This window comes from Gemmatimonadaceae bacterium, from assembly GCA_035533755.1.
Classification (GTDB): domain Bacteria; phylum Gemmatimonadota; class Gemmatimonadetes; order Gemmatimonadales; family Gemmatimonadaceae; genus JAGWRI01.
In genome coordinates this window covers 1-16,611 of sequence record DATLTC010000036.1, presented here as the reverse complement: position 1 = coordinate 16,611, position 16,611 = coordinate 1, and the positions used below count along the sequence as shown (strand labels likewise).

The 16,611-nt window shown below is 68.0% G+C and carries 13 protein-coding genes; 4 read left to right on the top strand and 9 right to left on the bottom strand.

Annotated elements, in window-relative coordinates; all coding sequences use genetic code 11:
* The 3 genes from VNE60_05930 to moeB all read left to right on the top strand — a co-directional run.
* Positions 1–620: hypothetical protein (locus tag VNE60_05930; GenBank protein ID HVB31050.1), on the top strand; the 620-nt coding region annotated here is incomplete at its 5' end.
* Positions 611–886, top strand: a complete 276-nt coding sequence (locus tag VNE60_05925) for a MoaD/ThiS family protein (GenBank protein HVB31049.1) — start codon at positions 611–613, stop codon at positions 884–886. The genes VNE60_05930 and VNE60_05925, both read left to right, overlap by 10 nt.
* A 10-nt stretch (positions 887–896) precedes the next feature.
* Entirely contained in the window at positions 897–2,093 is a 1,197-nt protein-coding gene (gene moeB, locus VNE60_05920) for a molybdopterin-synthase adenylyltransferase MoeB (protein ID HVB31048.1), read from the top strand.
* Between the two features lie 21 nt (positions 2,094–2,114).
* On the opposite strand, the gene VNE60_05915 is transcribed toward moeB, so the two are convergent.
* The 5 genes from VNE60_05915 to VNE60_05895 form a co-directional block, all read right to left on the bottom strand.
* Positions 2,115–2,498, bottom strand: a complete 384-nt coding sequence (locus tag VNE60_05915; GenBank protein ID HVB31047.1) for a cupin domain-containing protein — start codon at positions 2,496–2,498, stop codon at positions 2,115–2,117.
* 21 nt (positions 2,499–2,519) lie between these two features.
* Entirely contained in the window at positions 2,520–3,071 is a 552-nt protein-coding gene (locus VNE60_05910) for an HdeD family acid-resistance protein (protein ID HVB31046.1), read from the bottom strand.
* Between the two features lie 194 nt (positions 3,072–3,265).
* Positions 3,266–4,822: a DHA2 family efflux MFS transporter permease subunit gene (locus VNE60_05905; GenBank protein ID HVB31045.1), complete on the bottom strand. Its 1,557-nt coding sequence runs from the start codon at positions 4,820–4,822 to the stop codon at positions 3,266–3,268.
* Positions 4,823–4,946: 124 nt separating this feature from the next.
* Complete coding sequence (locus VNE60_05900) at positions 4,947–5,474, bottom strand: c-type cytochrome (protein ID HVB31044.1); 528 nt, start codon at positions 5,472–5,474, stop codon at positions 4,947–4,949.
* Positions 5,475–5,506: 32 nt separating this feature from the next.
* Complete coding sequence (locus VNE60_05895; GenBank protein ID HVB31043.1) at positions 5,507–5,740, bottom strand: hypothetical protein; 234 nt, start codon at positions 5,738–5,740, stop codon at positions 5,507–5,509.
* Between the two features lie 216 nt (positions 5,741–5,956).
* On the opposite strand from VNE60_05895, the gene VNE60_05890 reads away from it, so the two are divergent.
* Positions 5,957–6,913, top strand: coding sequence for an extracellular solute-binding protein (locus tag VNE60_05890; protein HVB31042.1), 957 nt, complete (start codon positions 5,957–5,959; stop codon positions 6,911–6,913).
* Positions 6,914–6,992: 79 nt separating this feature from the next.
* Here VNE60_05890 and VNE60_05885 read toward each other — a convergent pair whose 3' ends face one another.
* From VNE60_05885 to VNE60_05870, 4 genes are all read right to left on the bottom strand, one after another.
* A complete protein-coding gene (locus tag VNE60_05885; protein HVB31041.1) occupies positions 6,993–7,298 on the bottom strand; it encodes a hypothetical protein in 306 nt (101 codons plus the stop codon).
* A 586-nt stretch (positions 7,299–7,884) separates the two neighbouring features.
* Complete coding sequence (locus VNE60_05880) at positions 7,885–9,975, bottom strand: ATPase, T2SS/T4P/T4SS family (protein HVB31040.1); 2,091 nt, start codon at positions 9,973–9,975, stop codon at positions 7,885–7,887.
* Positions 9,968–13,555 (bottom strand): PAS domain S-box protein, encoded by a 3,588-nt coding sequence (locus VNE60_05875; protein ID HVB31039.1) that lies wholly within the window; start codon positions 13,553–13,555, stop codon positions 9,968–9,970. Before VNE60_05875 ends, VNE60_05880 begins: the two co-directional genes overlap by 8 nt.
* 282 nt (positions 13,556–13,837) lie before the next feature.
* Positions 13,838–16,611, bottom strand: a 2,774-nt coding sequence (locus VNE60_05870; GenBank protein HVB31038.1) for a PAS domain S-box protein, incomplete at its 5' end; no start/stop codon positions are given.

Here is a 16,611-nt window from a genome sequence, read left to right as displayed (position 1 = left end):
ACGTGCTCGCGCAGATCTGCGCCCGCATCGAACGCCACGGCGACAACGCGGGCGCGGCGGCGCTGGGCGGCGCGATCCTGGTCACGCCGCAGTGGCCGAGCCTGTACTTCACGCAACTGCCGGTGCACGAATCGCTGGGGTTCGCGTTCGCCGTGCCGGACTTCGAGACGCACACGGAACTGGCGCGGGCCTCGCTGCCGAGCGAGGTGCCGTTCCGCACGGCGGTCTCGGCGGCCGCGAGATCGGCGGCGCTGGTGCACGGGCTGACGACGGGCAGCCGCCAACTGTTGACGGCGGGCCTGAACGACGTGCTCCATGTGGAACACCGCAAGCCGCTGATCCCGCACTACGAGCGCGTGGTGCGGGCTGCCCGCTCCGCCGGCGCCTACGGCGCCACGCTCAGCGGGTCGGGCTCCTCGATCGTCGCGATCGCCCCGCGCGAGACGGCCCCGCTGGTCGCCGGCGCCATGGCCGAGGCGTGGCGCTCGGCGAGCGTCCCCGCCGACGCCTTCGCCACCGGCGTCGGACTGGCCGGCCTGACTGTGGTTTCTCTGTCCAACCGCCCTACCCCCCTACCACCCTACGTTTCCCCTTCCCGGAGCATCTCGCCATGCCAATAACCGTCAATCTCCCCTCGATTCTGGCCCGCCTGGCCGGCAACTCGCGTCTCGTGGAATCCGACGGCGTCACGGTGGGCGGCGTGGTGGCCCAGCTTGCCGAACGCTACCCCGCCCTGGGCCCCCGCTTGCGCGACGACCGGGGGGAACCTTATCCCTTTGTCACGTTTTATTTGAACGACGACGACATCCGCTTCAACGGCGGGTTCGCTGCCACGGTGCGCGACGGCGACGAGGTGACGATCGTCCCTGCCATCGCCGGGGGCTGAGAGGATGACCATGGCACAGAGCATCGGACAGCAGGACGACGCGCAGCGCGACTTGCCGGAACTGGGTTCCGACGAGATCCTGCGCTACGCCCGTCACCTGCTGCTGCCCGACGTGGGGCTGGACGGCCAGCGCAAGCTCAAGGGATCGCGCGTTCTATTGATAGGAGCGGGAGGGCTGGGCAGTCCCACTTCATTATACCTGGCCGCCGCCGGCGTGGGCACGCTGGGCCTGGTGGATTTTGATGTCGTCGACGCCAGCAACCTGCAGCGCCAGATCGTCCACGGCACGTCCACCATCGGCCATCGCAAGGTTGATAGCGCGCGTGACCGGCTGCGCGATCTCAATCCGCACGTGCACGTGGAGACGTACGACACACCCTTCAAGGCCGCCAACGCCGAGGAGATCGCGCGCGACTACGACGTGATCGTGGACGGCACCGACAACTTCGGCACGCGCTATCTGACCAACGACGTCTCGGTGTTGCTGGGCAAGCCCAACGTGTACGGGAGCATCTTCCGGTTCGAGGGACAGGCGAGCGTGTTCGCCACCGAAAACGGGCCCTGCTACCGCTGCCTGTTCCCCACCCCGCCGCCGCCGGGCATGGTGCCGAGCTGCGCCGAGGGGGGCGTGCTGGGCGTGCTGCCGGGCCTGATTGGAACCATTCAGGCCACCGAGACCATCAAGTTGTTGCTCGGCATCGGCCAGACGCTGGCCGGCCGTCTGCTGCTGGTCAATACGTTGGACATGCAATTCCGCACCGTGCGGGTGCAGAAGGACCCGGCCTGCCCGGCCTGCGGCACGCGCACGATCACGCACCTGGAAGAGTACGAGGAGTACTGCGGCATTCCGGGAACCACCTCTCACACCACCGCCGAAGTGTCTACATCAACTGGCGACATCACGCCCACGGAACTGGCCGAGAAGATCAAGCGCGGCGACGACTTCGACCTCATCGACGTGCGCGAGGCGCAGGAACTGGCCATCGCGGCGATTCCCGGGGCGCGACTCATCCCGCTGGGCTCATTCGAAGCGGCGATTCCCACGCTCAACCCGGCGCGGGAGATCGTGGTGATCTGCCGGTCGGGCGCCCGCAGCGGCGCGGCAGTGCGGGCGCTGCAGGCGGAGGGATTCGCACGGGCGAGGAATCTGGTTGGTGGGATTCTCGCGTGGTCGGATGAGGTCGATCCGACCGTCATCAAGTATTGATGACGTGTAGGACGGTAGGCGCTACTCTACCGCGTGCGCCTCGGCCCGTTCCGCCTCCTCCTTGGTGCGGTGGACGGTGCCCTCGGGGTGCTGCGGTGGGGCGTAGAGCGTATAGAATTTGAGCGGCTTTGGCCCCGTATTCCGGATATTGTGCCGCGCGCCCGCGGGCACCACGATGGCCGAGTCGCTCTTGATGAGCGTCTCGTGTCCGTCGATCCACGCGATGCCCCGCCCCTCCTCCACACGGAAGAACTGATCCGTGATCGGATGGACCTCTTCGCCCAGCTCCTCGCCGGGCTGGAGGGACATGAGCACCAGCTGCAGATGGCGGCCGGTGTAGAGCACATGCCGGAAGTCGCGATTCGCCTCGGTCCGGTCTTCGATGTCCACGATGTACGCTGTCATGGTGTCCTCTGCATTTGGCGGTTACATGGCGGGGTGCATGCGGCCCCAGCTGCGCAGCCGGAAACTCAGCGAGACCAGCAGGATTCCAGAGATCAACGCGTAGACGCCAAGCCACAGCACCGCGGCGAGGGCGCCGGCGCCGGGCGCCACGAACATGACCACGCCGAACGCCACCGCGAGCGCGCCGGCGAGGACGAACATCCACTCGCCCGTGATCTCCTGGCGCAGCCGGATGGCCGCCACCATCTCGGCGAAGCCGGTGACTATGGCCCAAGCGCCGATCAGCATGAGCAATGCCATCGTGGTGATCCCAGGCATCACGAAGGTGAGGACGCCGGCGGCCATGGCCACCAATCCGCCGGCGAGCAACGCGCCCCAACGCGGCTGGCCGTGGCGGTTGGTGATGGCCGAGACGACCATGAAAACGCCATCCACGAAGGCGTAAGCACCGAACCAGAACACGAGTACCGCGATCGTGATCCCGGGATTGAAGAAGGTGAGCAGGCCGAACAGGATTGCCACCACGCCTCGCAGTGCCACCCACCCCCAATTGCGCGTCAGCATGCCTACCATGGTTTCCTCCTGGATGGACGGCCCTCGGCCGTCGCGGCTTCGTTGCCCTGAATTGGGAACGTAGGAGGAATCCGGAACGGCACCCATTGGCGGATCACAGCAATGCGGGTAGGGACTTTCCGGCGTGCTCGGTAGGGCGTTTTGCTCATCGGCGGCAGCGCCGTCTCCTGCCCTACCGTCCTACCGTCCTACCCTCATTCGCCAACAAACTCCGCCATCCCGACCGCATGCTCCACCCCGCGCAGGAAGTACACCAACGGCAGGCAGATCACGAACAGCGCCGCGATCAGCACGAAGACGTGGTTGTAGGCCAACACCGCCGCCTGCTGCATCACCGTGCCGTCGAGCAGCGCCAGCGCCTGTCTGGTGGCCGTGAAGGCGTCGGACCCCTTGGCGCGCATGCCGCCGATGACCATCTGCAACCACGACTGCGTGACGGGGTTGGTGACGGTGAGCTTCTGCACCAGGATGTCGTGGTAGCGCGAGGTGCCGCTGGTGAGCTGCGTGGCCGCGAGGGCCACGCCCACGCTGCCGAACACCTGGCGCACCACGTTGTACAGTCCGGCGGCTGCGGTCATGTTGGCGCGCTCCACGGTGGCGAGCGCCGCGGTGCTGAGGGCCACGAAGATCAGACCGAACCCGATGCCCTGCCAGAGCTGCGGCCAGAACAGGTCCCAGAACCCGACTGCGCTGGTGAGATGCGAGAGGGCGTAGAACGAGTACGCGCTCACCAAGAGTCCGGCGCCCACCAGCATGCGCGGGCCGACCTTGTTGTACGCGCGACCGGCCAAGGGCATCAATACGCCCATGGCCAATCCGCGTGGCAAGAGCACGAGTCCCGAGTCCATGGCGCTGTAGCCGAGCAGCCCCTGCAGGAAGATCGGGAGCAGGAACAGTGCGGCGTAGAGGCCGAGCCCGAGGATGCCGCCGATGGCGGTGGCCGACGTGAAGGCGCCGTTCTTGAACAGCCGGAGGTCCACGGCCGGGCCGTCGGTGGTGAGTTCGCGCCAGACGAAGAATGCGAGGCCGATCGCCGCGGTTACGGCGAGCCGGGTGATGAAGGTGGAGTCGAACCAGTTGTCCTTCTCGCCGTTCTCGAGCATCAGTTGCAGCGCGCCCAGCCCCACCATGAGCAGGCCGAGTCCCGTCCAGTCGATGCGGCCTTTGGCGCGCACGAGATATGACGGATCCTCGATGAAGCGGGCCACGAGGATCAGGTTGAGCGCGCCGATGGGAACGTTGATGAAGAACACCCAGGGCCAGGAGTACTGGTCGGTGATCCAGCCGCCGAGGGTGGGGCCGAAGGCGGGGGCGAGCACGACGCCCATGCCGTAGATGCCCATGGCGAGCCCCTGTTCCTCGGCGGGGAACGTCTCGCGAAGGATGGCCTGTGACACCGTGACCAGCACGCCGCCACCGATGCCCTGGATGACGCGCCAGACGACGATGGCGCCGAGCGTGGTGGAGACGCCGCAGGCCATGGAGGCGAGCGTGAAGGCGGCGACGCTGGCCATGTAGAAGTTCTTGCGGCCGAACCGCGAACTCAACATGCCGGTGATCGGCATGATGATGACGTTGGCCAGGATGTAGCCCGTGACGACCCAGGTGATCTCGTCCACCGTGGCGCCGAGCGTGCCGCGCATGTCGGGGAGCGCGACGTTGACGATGCTCGAATCGAGCACGGCCATGATGGTGCCGGTCATGACCGTGGCGGCGACTACCCATTTGTTGACGAGCGGCTTGTCAGGCATGCAGGCCGGGATTACGAGAGACCGCCATGATGCGCGGGTCAGCCTCCCCCGCGAGTCACGGCGATCCCGATGCTAGCGCCGAGCACGACCGCAAGCAAATGGCGGCGAGCGGTACCAGCCTGGCTCAGCGGTGGCTGATCGAGTAGACGTACGCCGCGACGGCGCAGACCTGCGGCGCGCTCAGCGACGCGCCACCCAGCGGAGGCATCGGCGCCGGGTGCTGCTTGGGCTTCGGGACTCCCGTGCGCACCAACTCGGCAATCGACGCATACGAGCCATCGATGTTGAGCCACGTCGCGTCGGTGAGGTTGGGTGCGAGCGCCGTGCCCTGCGCATTCGGGGCGTGGCAGGCAAAGCAGTTGCCCGTGCCGCTGAATACGGCGCGCCCGCGATCGGCCAGCGCCTTGTCAACCGGCGGACACTCGGGGGCCGCATCGGCGGTGGCAGCCTGGGCAATTGGTGCGGCGCTGGTGTCGGCGGTGGCCGCCGTGGCGGCGCTCATCATCGCGGGACTGGAACCCATGCCGCTCTCCATCACGCTGGGCCCCGACCGCGCGTCGCCTGAGGGCGTGCCCGCCCCGCCGGCCGCCGGACGCGAACAGCCGACGGCCGTCACGGCCATGGCGGCGAGGACAATGCTTACTGGTCGCATACGGATATCCCCCACGATGTGTACACCATTGTTCAGGCCGGCTTGCGCCGATTCCTGATCTCGGCCACCACGACACCTGCCGCCGCGAGGCCTCCGGCGATCAGTGCCGACTTGCCCGCGGCCGTGGCCACGGTCTTCACGCGCTTGGCCTGACGCTTGACCGCGCTCCGACCCACGGCGGCCATCACGTTGGTCTCGACCTTGTCATACGCCTTCCGGGCCGCGGACTTGCCGCGCGGCGTGAGCTTCTTGGCGATCTTGCCCATATCGTCCTCCTTCGAGTAGCCCCGGTATTCACGCTCGACACGCCGGCGGGATTACTCGTTGCCGGCGGTGGCGGGGCTCAATGGGAGTGTACACTGAATCTTCCGCGCGGTATATCCGGCGAATGAAGGAGCGCGCATGCCCCGGAAGGACTACGTCCGGCCGGCGCCCCGTTGGCCCAGCGATATATTCACCAGGATATCACGCTCGGAGTCGCCATGCACCGCCTGCTCGCGCTCGCCAGCTTCGCGTTCGTCATCGGGGTGTCCACACGCGCGTCCACCCCGGCGCCCATCCGGCCGGCGTCCACCGCGCAGGACAGCGCGGGGCCGATGCTCGTCATGAACGCGGCGTCGGTCACGCGGCCCCTGCGGGCGGTGCTCGACAGCTTCTCCGCCCACACCGGCCTCAAGTACGCGCTGGAACCCGGTGCGAGCCTCGAGATTGCGCGCCGCGTGACCGAACTCGGCCAGCACCCGGACGTGATCGTGCTCGCCGATCCCGAGGTGTTCCCGACGCTCCTCATGCCGCGATTCACGGCGTGGTATGCGCTGTTCGGCCGCAACCGCATGGTGCTCGCGTACACCGATCGCTCCGCCGGCGCCCGGGAGATCACGGCCGAGAACTGGCGTAGCGTGATTCTGCGGCCCGGCGTGGAGATCGGGCGCGCCGACCCGAATACCGATCCCTCGGGATATCGCACGCTGCTCACCTTCCAGCTTGCCGAGCGCTTCTATAAGGAGCCGGGCCTGGCGCGGCGGCTGCTCGAGGCGGCATCGGAGCGCAACGTTCGGCCGCGCGAGGCGGAACAGGTGGCGCTGCTGCAGACGCACCAGCTGGACTACATCTGGACGTACGAGAACCTCGCCGAGAATGACGGATTGCGCTTCGTGAAGCTCCCCGACGCGATCGATCTGGGCAACCCGGCCGATTCGGCCAACTACGCGCTGGTGTCCACGCGCGTGGTGGGGAAGCATCCCGGCGATACGATCACCGTCCGCGGGGCCCCGATCCTGTTCGCCATATCCGCGGGCACGCACGCCCCGCACGCCATGGCGGCGCAGCGGTTCATCCGCTTTCTGCTCTCGCCGGCCGGCCAGGCCATCCTCCACGGGCAGCACTTCGACGCACTCCCGACCCCGATCTTCGTGGGCAAGGCGCCGAGCGGGTTCTGACCGGAGGCGGTCCTGAAATGCGATCAGCCCGGCTCCACCATGGAGCCGGGCTGATCCTTTCGCGCGAATGGTCGCGGAATTACGGCGTCTTGGTGCCTTCCATCCTGAGGTGCACCACCGAATCGGCCTTGGTGGTGACGTAGTGCGCCGTGTTGGTTCCCATGAACATGCCGTTCTCAAGGTGCAACACCCCCTGGGTGGAGACCTTGGTGCCCTTCCGGAGCATGCTCTCGTACGCGGGCGCGGTCATCGTGATGCTGTCGCCCATCGTCGCCACCTGGATCGCCATTGGCTTCCGGCCGGAGAACGTGATCGTCCACCCGGTGTCCGCGGCGGTAGCGTGCAGCGTGTACGTGAGCAGCACGCTGTCACCGGTGGCCGGCATGACCTTGAACGTCCAGTTGCCCGCAACGTCGGCGAGATTGATGGCGGCAGGCGCGGGTGGAGGCGGCGGGGGAGCGGATTGTGTGGCGGGCTTTTCCTTGGCGCATCCTGCGAGAAGGACTACGGCAACGGCGCAGGTGAGGGAACGCATATTCGCCTCCGGAGTGGGTGGACAGCCTGACGAACATACGGCTGGCCGGCGCTACCCGCAAACCGTCCGGCGGTGGGCCGCACGGGCGCCAGATCGGTGCGAAGCTCCGCAACTGCCGGGAGTCGGATTCGGCGGATCGACCGGATGAAAGCGGATACTGCAACTGCAAATGCATGGGGCTTCGGCAGCGGAGACGCCGAGACGAGCCCGGCGTGCCATCGTGAACTCGCCACCGCAGTCCCGAAGGCTCTTGCGGTATCGGTTGTGATCCGTTCACTCCGCCTCATCCGCGTCCAGGCAGTTGCTGAAGCGCGTGTTGCGCGGCCTCCCCTTCGTCGCGCGGTCAGCCCAGCGCTCTTGTCGGCGCCAGGCCTCGGTATGAGTCTTGGCGAATACTGCCCGCGGGCCTGGGGCACAGCCTCGCGCTGCGCCGGCGCTAGCGGTCGGCCCGGCGCAATGCCGCTTTGACTCGCGCGATGAACAGTCGGGGATCGAGCGGCTTGCGCACGTAGTCGTTGGCCCCCGCTTCCATCATCTCGACCTCGGTCTGCTTCTCGGTGGCGCCGGTGAGCACCAGCACCGGAAGCTCACTGGTCGGCACCGACGCGCGGAGCTTGCGCAACACCTCGTCACCCGACATCCGCGGCATGGCGAGGTCCAGCACGACCAACGCGATGTCGTGCTGCGCCTGGATCTGTTCGAGCGCTTCGATGCCGTCGGCCGCTTCGATCACGCGGAACCCATTGCCCTCGAGCAGCGCCGTGGCCACGCCGCGCGCCACGGCGTCGTCCTCGACCACGAGCACCAGCGGAGGACCGGCCGGCGCCACGGGGGCGGCGTCCGATTCCCCGAGTTCGCGGTCGATCTCCTCCAACGTGGTCTCGCCATTGCGCACCCGTTCCAGCGCCGCGTCGTGGAGCGGGCGCATGCCCGAGGCCACGGCGATTCGCTGCAACTGTGACGCAGTCGCCCCCTCGAGGATTCCCAATTCCAGAGCCGGGCTGGCGAGGAGAATCTCCAGGAGGGGGATCCGCCCATAGAAGCCCGTCTGCGCGCACCAGACACAGCCCACGGTCCGCACCACCGGCTCGGCGCCGTACCGCACGGCCAGGCTGGCTTCGATCTCGGTGAGCGGGCCGGCGATCGGCTGGACGCACTTGGGGCAGACCCGGCGCACGAGCCGCTGGGCCGTGGCGCCGCGGAAGGTGCTCGCGATCTCGCCGCGCTCCACGCCGAGGTCCGCGAACCGGCTGATGGCGCCGACGGCGTCGTTCGTGTGGAGCGACGCCAGCACGAGGTGTCCGGTGAGGCTCGCCTGCACGGCGATGGCCGCCGTCTCCTCGTCGCGGATCTCGCCGATGAAGATGACATCCGGGTCCTGGCGCAGAATGGAGCGCAGCGCGTTGGCGAACGTCACGTCCTGCTTGGGTGCCACCTGGATCTGGGTCAACCCCGGGAGTTCGTACTCGATGGGGTCCTCGACCGTCATGACGTTAAGTTCGCCGGCCGGCATCTCGCGCAGCGCGGCATAGAGCAGCGTCGTCTTGCCGGATCCGGTGGGGCCGGTGACGAGCACGATGCCGTCGCGGTGTCCGATGAGCGCGCGCAGCGGCGCCACTTCCGCGGTGGAGAGCGAGAGGTCCTCGATGCGCCGCGCGTTGCGGGGGTCCAGCAGCCGCACCACGGCTTTCTCGGACTCCCGGGTGGGGACGGTCGAGAGGCGCAGGTCGATCGGCTGGTCGTCCACGCGGATACGGGCCCGGCCGTCCTGGGGGCGGAGGCGGTCGGCGATGTCCATCTTGCCCATGATCTTGAGGCACGACACCACGCGGTTCAGGATCGGCATGGCAACGCGCGTGTAGGGTTGCAGCACGCCGTCCACGCGGAACCGCACGCGTCCGCCCTCGCCGGCCGGTTCGAGGTGTATGTCGCTGGCCCGGGCGCGCACGGCATCGCCGAGGATCATATTCGTCAACTTGACGATGGGGGCCGCCTCGGCCTCGCGCGCGATCACCGATTCCGGCTCGACCTCGTTCACGACACTCACCGCCGACGCCATCTCGACGCCGACCCGATCGAGCAGCCGCTCCACGGCGCGGTCGGGTGCGTACCGCGCATCGAGCGCCTCCAGGATCTGGCTCGGGGGCGCGACCTCGAACACCGTGGAGCGGCCGGTCGCGAAGTCGATCAGCTGCTCGGCCTCCATGTCGCCGGGATTCGCCACCGCCGCGACGAGTTCGCGATTGGTCTCACGCAGCGGAAAGATCAGCCGCGCCCGCGCCAGCTTCTCCGGAACGAGCGCCACGGCGTGCTGTTCCGCCGTCGCGAAGTTGGCTACCCGGAGGTGATAATGGGCCGCCACGCGCGCGGCGAGTTCGGCCTGCGTGATGCCGGCGGCTTTGGCCGCGAGGCGCCAGGCATCCACCAGCGACGCCTTTGGTTTGATCTCCGGGTCCTGGAATCCGCCCACCGGATCGGGGCGAAGGACGTCGAGCAGCCAATGGCCGCGGGGAGGGGCCTCAAGCATGCGACGGTTCTCCGTCGCGGCGCCCGCGCAAGTACGACACCACCGCATCGGTCAGGTGCTGCGACTCCGCGGACAGCGCCCGTGCGTCGTCGATGCGCCCCTCCTTGCCGGCCGCCTCGATGCTGAGCATGAGGGCGGCGATGGCGTGTGCGCCGATGGTGCCGGCCGCGGACTTGTACGCATGCGCCGCATTCCGGATCTCCGCCGCATCGCGGGACTCGAATGCCGCCAGAAGCGCCGCCTGTCGTTTGGGAGCGTCGGCAGCGAAGGTATCGAGAATCCTCTCGACCGCGCCTTCGGCGCCCGCCTCCCGCATCGAGGTCCGGAACTGCTCCACGTCCACGGGCGGCGGGTTGTCGGTCGGGACGACGGATGTTGCGACGTGTGTCACGGTTCCTCCGGTGCGCTCGGGCGGCTGCCCTGGCGCCGTGGGTGGTGGACCCCATCGTTCGACGACCGCGAACAGGTCGTGCGACTTGAACGGTTTGGCGAGGTACTCGCTCATGCCGGCCGCGAGGCATCGGTCTCGCTCGCCGGCCAACGCGTCGGCGGTGAGCGCGATGATGGGGAGGTCGTGGAAGCCCGGGAGTTTACGGATCGCGGCCGTGGCGGCCAGCCCATCCATCTCCGGCATGTGGATGTCCATCAGCACGACGTCGAACTTGCCGCTCTCCACCGCGGCCACGGCGTTGAGGCCGTTGTCCACGACCGTGATGTCGTGGCCGCGTTTGCGCAACATCTCAGCGGCGACTTCCTGATTGACCACGTTGTCCTCGGCCAGCAGGATACGAAGACGTGCTCTGGCTTCGGTCATGACGTGGCGCGTCACCACCGCGCCCGCCGTTCCGTTGCCGGCGAGGATCATCCCCACCGCCTCGACCAGTTCGCTGCGCGATACCGGCTTGACGAGATAGCCCTCGATGCCCAGCGCGCGACACCTTGCGGCGTCGCCCTTGTCGCCGGCCGACGTGAGCATCAGCAGATGCGTGGGCGCCAACCCCGGATGCCGGCGAATGTCCGCGGCGAGGGTCCATCCGTCGTGGTCGGGCATCTGCGAATCGAGGAGCGCCACCGGGAAGGGGCGCCCGTCGGCCAGCGCGCGTTCGAGCACCACCAGGGCGGTCGCCGCGTTGGCGGCCTCGTCGATCGTCGCTCCGGCCGGCGCCAGGATCTCGCGCACGATGCGCCGGTTGGTGTCGTTGTCGTCCACCACGAGCACGCGCGAGCCGGCCAACCGGACCGGCGCGGCCACCGTGTACGGCGCCGGCCCGGTCTCGACCGGCAATGGGACGGTGAAGCTGAATTCACTGCCACGACCCACGTGGCTCGTGACCGTGATGTCGCCACCCATGAGCCGCACGAGGCGCTTGGCGATCGTCAGCCCCAGCCCCGTGCCGCCGTAGCGGCGCGTGGTGGACGCATCGAGCTGGCTGAACTCCTTGAAGATGGTGTCGAGCTTGTCCGCCGGAATGCCGATGCCCGTGTCGCGGACCGCGAACCGCACCATGGCCCCCGTGGCGTTCATGCCCGAAACGCGCGCCGTCACCTCGACCTCGCCCTTGGGCGTGAACTTGACGGCATTGCCGATCAGGTTGGTGAGCACCTGGCGCAGCCGAGTTGGATCGCCGCGCAGGTAGCGGGGCACGTCCGGCGCGACGTCCACCAGCAACTCGAGCTGTCGCTCGAGCGCGGACACCGCGAACAGGCTGGCGGTGGCGTGCACGAGCGTCGGGAGATCGAACACGATCTCCTCGAGTTCGATGTGGGACGCTTCGATCTTCGACAGGTCGAGAATGTCGTTGAGCAGCGTAAGCAACACCTCACCCGAGTCGCTCACCATCTGGAGGTGCCGGCGCTGGTCGGTCGTGACGTCGGTGTCGAGGAGCAGTTCGGTGAGCCCGAGAATCGCGTTCATCGGCGTGCGGATCTCGTGACTCATGTTCGCCAGGAAGTCGCTCTTGGCCTGGGTCGCCGATTCCGCGACCCGCCTGGCCGCGCTCAACTCGATCATCAGCGCCTGCTGGCGCTCCTCGATGGCCTTGCGATCGGTGACGTCGCGCGAATTGACCACGATCGTCACGGTGCCATGCCCGTCGATCAGCGCCTGCCCCATGGACTCCAGCGTCCGCCACTGGCCCTCCCGGTGGCGGAAGCGGTAGTCGGCCCCATGGATGGTGCCGGGCGACATGAGCCCCGCGCGCATGACGTTCGCCACGACGGCCACGTCGGCCGGATGAACGAAGTCGAACGCATTCTTGCCGATCAGATCGCCCGGGTCGTAGCCCAGCAACCGGTGCGCGGACGGGCTGATGTAGGCGATCACGCCTTCGGCATCGACGACGGTCACGAGGTCCGTCGAATTCTCGATCAGAGAGCGATGCCAGCGTTCGCTCTCCGCCAGTGCCTGCTCCGCGTCGTGCCGGTCGGTGACGTCGAGGGTTGTGCCCGCCATGCGCAGCGGCTGGCCCTCGGGCGTGAATTCCACGCTGTACCGGCTGACCACGTAGCGCACGTTCCCATCGGCACGGACGAGGCGGAATTCGGAATCGAAGGAGGTCCGCCTCGCTGCGATCCCATCCTGGATCGAGCGATTCACCAGCGCCCGATCGTCGGGATGCACGAGGTCCGTGAACGACTGCACCGTGACCGGCGATCTCAGCGGAACCCCGGAGATCCTGTACAGCTCGTCGGACCAGGTGACGTGGTTGGTCGGGATCACCCACTCCCAACTCCCGGCGTGGGCGAGGGCCTGCGCTTCGGCCAGTTGGCGTTCGCGATCGCTGCCCGCGGCCACGGCCACGTCGCGTTCCGGCTCACGGGCCTGGACCAGAAGCGCCATCCGACCGCCGAGCGCGATCGTTTCCACGCTCAACTGCACCTGGAAGATGCTCCCGTCCTTCCGCCGGTGATGCCAGTATCCGGCGCCAACGGGCGGCGCCGAACCATGAGCGCGCACCGAGGGGGCGAACACTCCCGCCGCATCGGGGAGTCGCAATTGGTCGATCGACATCGCCAGGAACTCGTCATCCGAGTACCCGTACTTGCGTGACGCGGCGTCGTTGGTGCGCAGGAAGCGCCCCGTGGCGGCGTCGCAGACCCACGCGGCAACGGGGCTCGCGCGGAACAGCGCCTCGTACCGCGCCTCTCGCCGCGCTCGCTCCGTCTGGTCGCGTACCGTACCCAGGAGCACTTCGGTCCCGCCCATCACCGCCGGCGTGCAGCGGATCTCGGCCGGGAACACGGTGCCATCTTGGCGCCTGGCGCGCGCATCGACGTGGTGGTCGGCCGTTTCGCAGAACCGGGCCGCGTCCTCGCCGGGCTCCGGCGCGGCGTCCGGCGATCGCATCCCGGAGGGCACGAGCAACGTGATCGACTGGCCGAGCAGCGCGTCACGCGAGTAGCCGAACAGGGCGACGGTTTCGTCGGTGACGGCGAGGATCGCGGCGCTGGCGCGGTCCACGACGATCACCGCATCGGGGGCGGCATCGTGAACCGCGTCCGGCACCGCGCTGCCGGGCTGGGCGAGCAATGCATCCGGTGGCTCATTCACCATCGGGCCCTGGGCCAGAGTGTCCGTCATGCTGACGGCACCCGACACACCACTGGCTTCGTCGCCGCGGCCTTGTCACGGGACGGAATCACATTGCGAGACACGTGCGTTCGTCGCTTTGAGTAGCCCCCGCCACATGCTCGCCGAACGCCCCCGGGGGGAGGGTGGCGGAATGCTTTCTTCTAATGAAGTGTGGACCCTCGCGGCAGAATGCGAAGTCAGGGAAACTGCCGCCCGTGTCGGGGAAATCACGAACGCTCGTTTCGCTGCCGATGCCAGAACGGGAGGGAGCGGACGCACATCGCCCGGGCGCTACGCGCCGAGCACGTCGCGCAGCGCGCGTCGCAGTTGTGCAGCCGTGAACGGCTTGTTCAGGAGTACGATCCCGGGCTCCAACACGCGACGATGCGAGAGCGCCTCGTCGGTGTATCCGGACATGTAGACCACCCGCATGTCCGGCGTTCGTTTGAGCAATTCGACGACCAGCTCAGGGCCGCTGGCTCCCGGCATCACGACATCGGTAACGAGAACGCCAATTTCCGGATGCGCCGCCGCGATTTGCAGCGCCTCGGCCGCGCTGGAGGCCGTCAGCACGACGTACCCCGCGTGTTCGAGCATCCGTCGCGTCAGGGTGCGGAGACCTTCCGCGTCGTCCACCACGAGGGCGGTGCAAGGGGCAGACGGCCGCCGAGGAGCGCCCGGCGCGGCTTCGGCAACGGGCGCTTCGGCGTCGGCCGGCGGGAGGTACACCGTGAACGATGAACCCAGACCGACCTCACTGTGGACGTCGATGCTCCCGCCATTCTGCTGCACGATCCCATGGACGGTGGCGAGGCCGAGTCCGGTGCCCTTGCCGACCGCCTTGGTGGTGAAGAACGGCTCGAACAGATGCGCTTGAACTTCCGGCGTCATCCCGGTGCCGCTGTCGATCACGGTGAGCGCCACGTACGTGCCACGCGCCAGGGCGACGTGCGCCGCCGCATACGTGTCGTCGAGGTCCACCCGGTCGGTCGCGATCGTCAAGCGGCCGCCGCCCGGCATCGCGTCCCGCGCGTTCACGGCGAGGTTCATGACGACCTGCTCCATCTGTCCGCGATCAGCGTTCACGCGCACCGGCCGGTCGCTGAGGCGCAGGACGACCTCGATGTCCTCGCCGATGAGGCGTTCGAGCATCGACTGCATCTCCCCAACCACGACGTTCAGATCGAGCACGCTGCGCGCGACGGGTTCCTGGCGGCTGAACGCGAGGAGCTGGCGGGTGAGCGACGCGGCCATCACGCCGGCCTTCTGGATCTCGGCCACGTCCGAGCGGTGTGGATCGCCCGGCCCCAGATCGGCCAGCAGCAACTCGCTGTATCCGAGAATGGAGGTCAGCAGATTGTTGAAGTCATGCGCCACGCCCCCGGCCAGGCGTCCCACGGCTTCCATCTTCTGCGCCTGCTGGAATTGGATTTCCAGCACATGGAGGTCCGTGACATCGAGGGAGATCCCGACGGCCCGCGCCGGATGGCCGTGCCCGTCAAGAATGATCCTGCCCATCCCGCGCAGCCAGCGCACCGTGCCGTCGGGACGCACGATCCGGTGAACGACGGAGAGTTCGCCGCCAGCCGCATCGGTGCGCTGCCGGGCCTCGAGCACGATCGCGCGGTCGTCCGGGTGGACGAGTTCGACGAACGCCTCCCACGTTCCGCCGAACGCCTCCCGTTCGACCCCGAGTTGCGTGAACATCTCGTCGGAGCAGAGGAATGCGCCGGTGCTCAGATTCAGTTCCCAGACGCCGACGTTGGCGACTTGCAAGGCGAAGCGGATCCGCTCCTCGGCGATGCGCCGGGCGTCGGCTTCCCGGTGGCGGTCGATGCCGCCGGCGATGCGATCGGCCAGAAATGCCAACGTGTTCACCACGGGCGCGGACAGCGGCTGTTGGCTGAACAGCGCCAGGACGCCGACCACCCGACCGTCCGCGATCAGGGGTTGGGCGGCGAACGCCGCCAGCGCGTGGCGCGCCACCCAGGGTTGGTCGCCCACTCGGGGATCGCCGACGGCGGCGTCGGTCACATAGGGGGTACGCTCCTCCACGATGCGCCCGATTCCCGACTGCCCGACCGGGACCCGGCAACGCGCGCCATCCGCCTCCTTCGCGAGCCCCGCGCAGGCCTGGAGTTCGAGCACCCCGGCGGCGGCGTCCAGAGTCCAGATGCGGGCCGCGCCGGCGGAGAGATGCTCGACGATCGCGTCGGCGCACTGCTGCAGCGCGGCGACGAGCGACTCGTTCGAGCGCAGCGCGACCTCGACCGCGCCCCGCAGCATGAGCAACTGGGCGCGGGCCCGGGTTTCCGCATCGGCGCGTTTGCGGTCGGTGATGTCCTGCTTGACGGCAATGAAATGCCTGATCTCTCCCGCCGCATCGCGCACCGGCGTGATGACCTGCTCCTCGGTGTATACGGTACCGTCCTTGCGGCGATTGATGAGCTCGCCGCGCCAGACCCGTCCGGCCACGATCGTCTCCCACAATCGCTGGTAGAAGGCAGGATCCTGGCGCCCTGACTTGACCAGGTCTCGCGGATTCCGTCCCAGGGCTTCGTCGGCGCTGTAGCCGGTGAGTGTGGAGAACGCCGGGTTGACCCACTCGATCAGGCCATCGCGGTCCGTGATGACGATCGCGTTGGCCGCGGCCTCCAGCGCCATGTTCTGCAGGCGTACCTTCTCCTCGACCCGCTTGCGGTCGGAGATGTCGCGGACGTTGCACTGGATGACCTTCTCCCGATCGACCTGGTACGCGGTGCGCACGAACTCGACCGCGATCGTCTGCCCGGCCGCGGTTTCGAGCGGGAGCCCGTCATAGCGGACGCACGCGTTCTCCTGCCAGTCCTTGAACGCGATCGGGCTGGGAAGGACATTCCGGAATGCACCGACATCCCAGAGCTTCCTGCCCACCAGGTCCTGTGGCGGATAACCGAGCAGGTTGGCCAGGAACGGATTGACCGCGACGATTTCCCCGCTCCCGGCATCGAGAATCAGGATCCCATCCTGAGCGGCTTCGAACAGGCGCCGATATCTGGTTTCGGACGCCTGCAGGGACTCGCGCA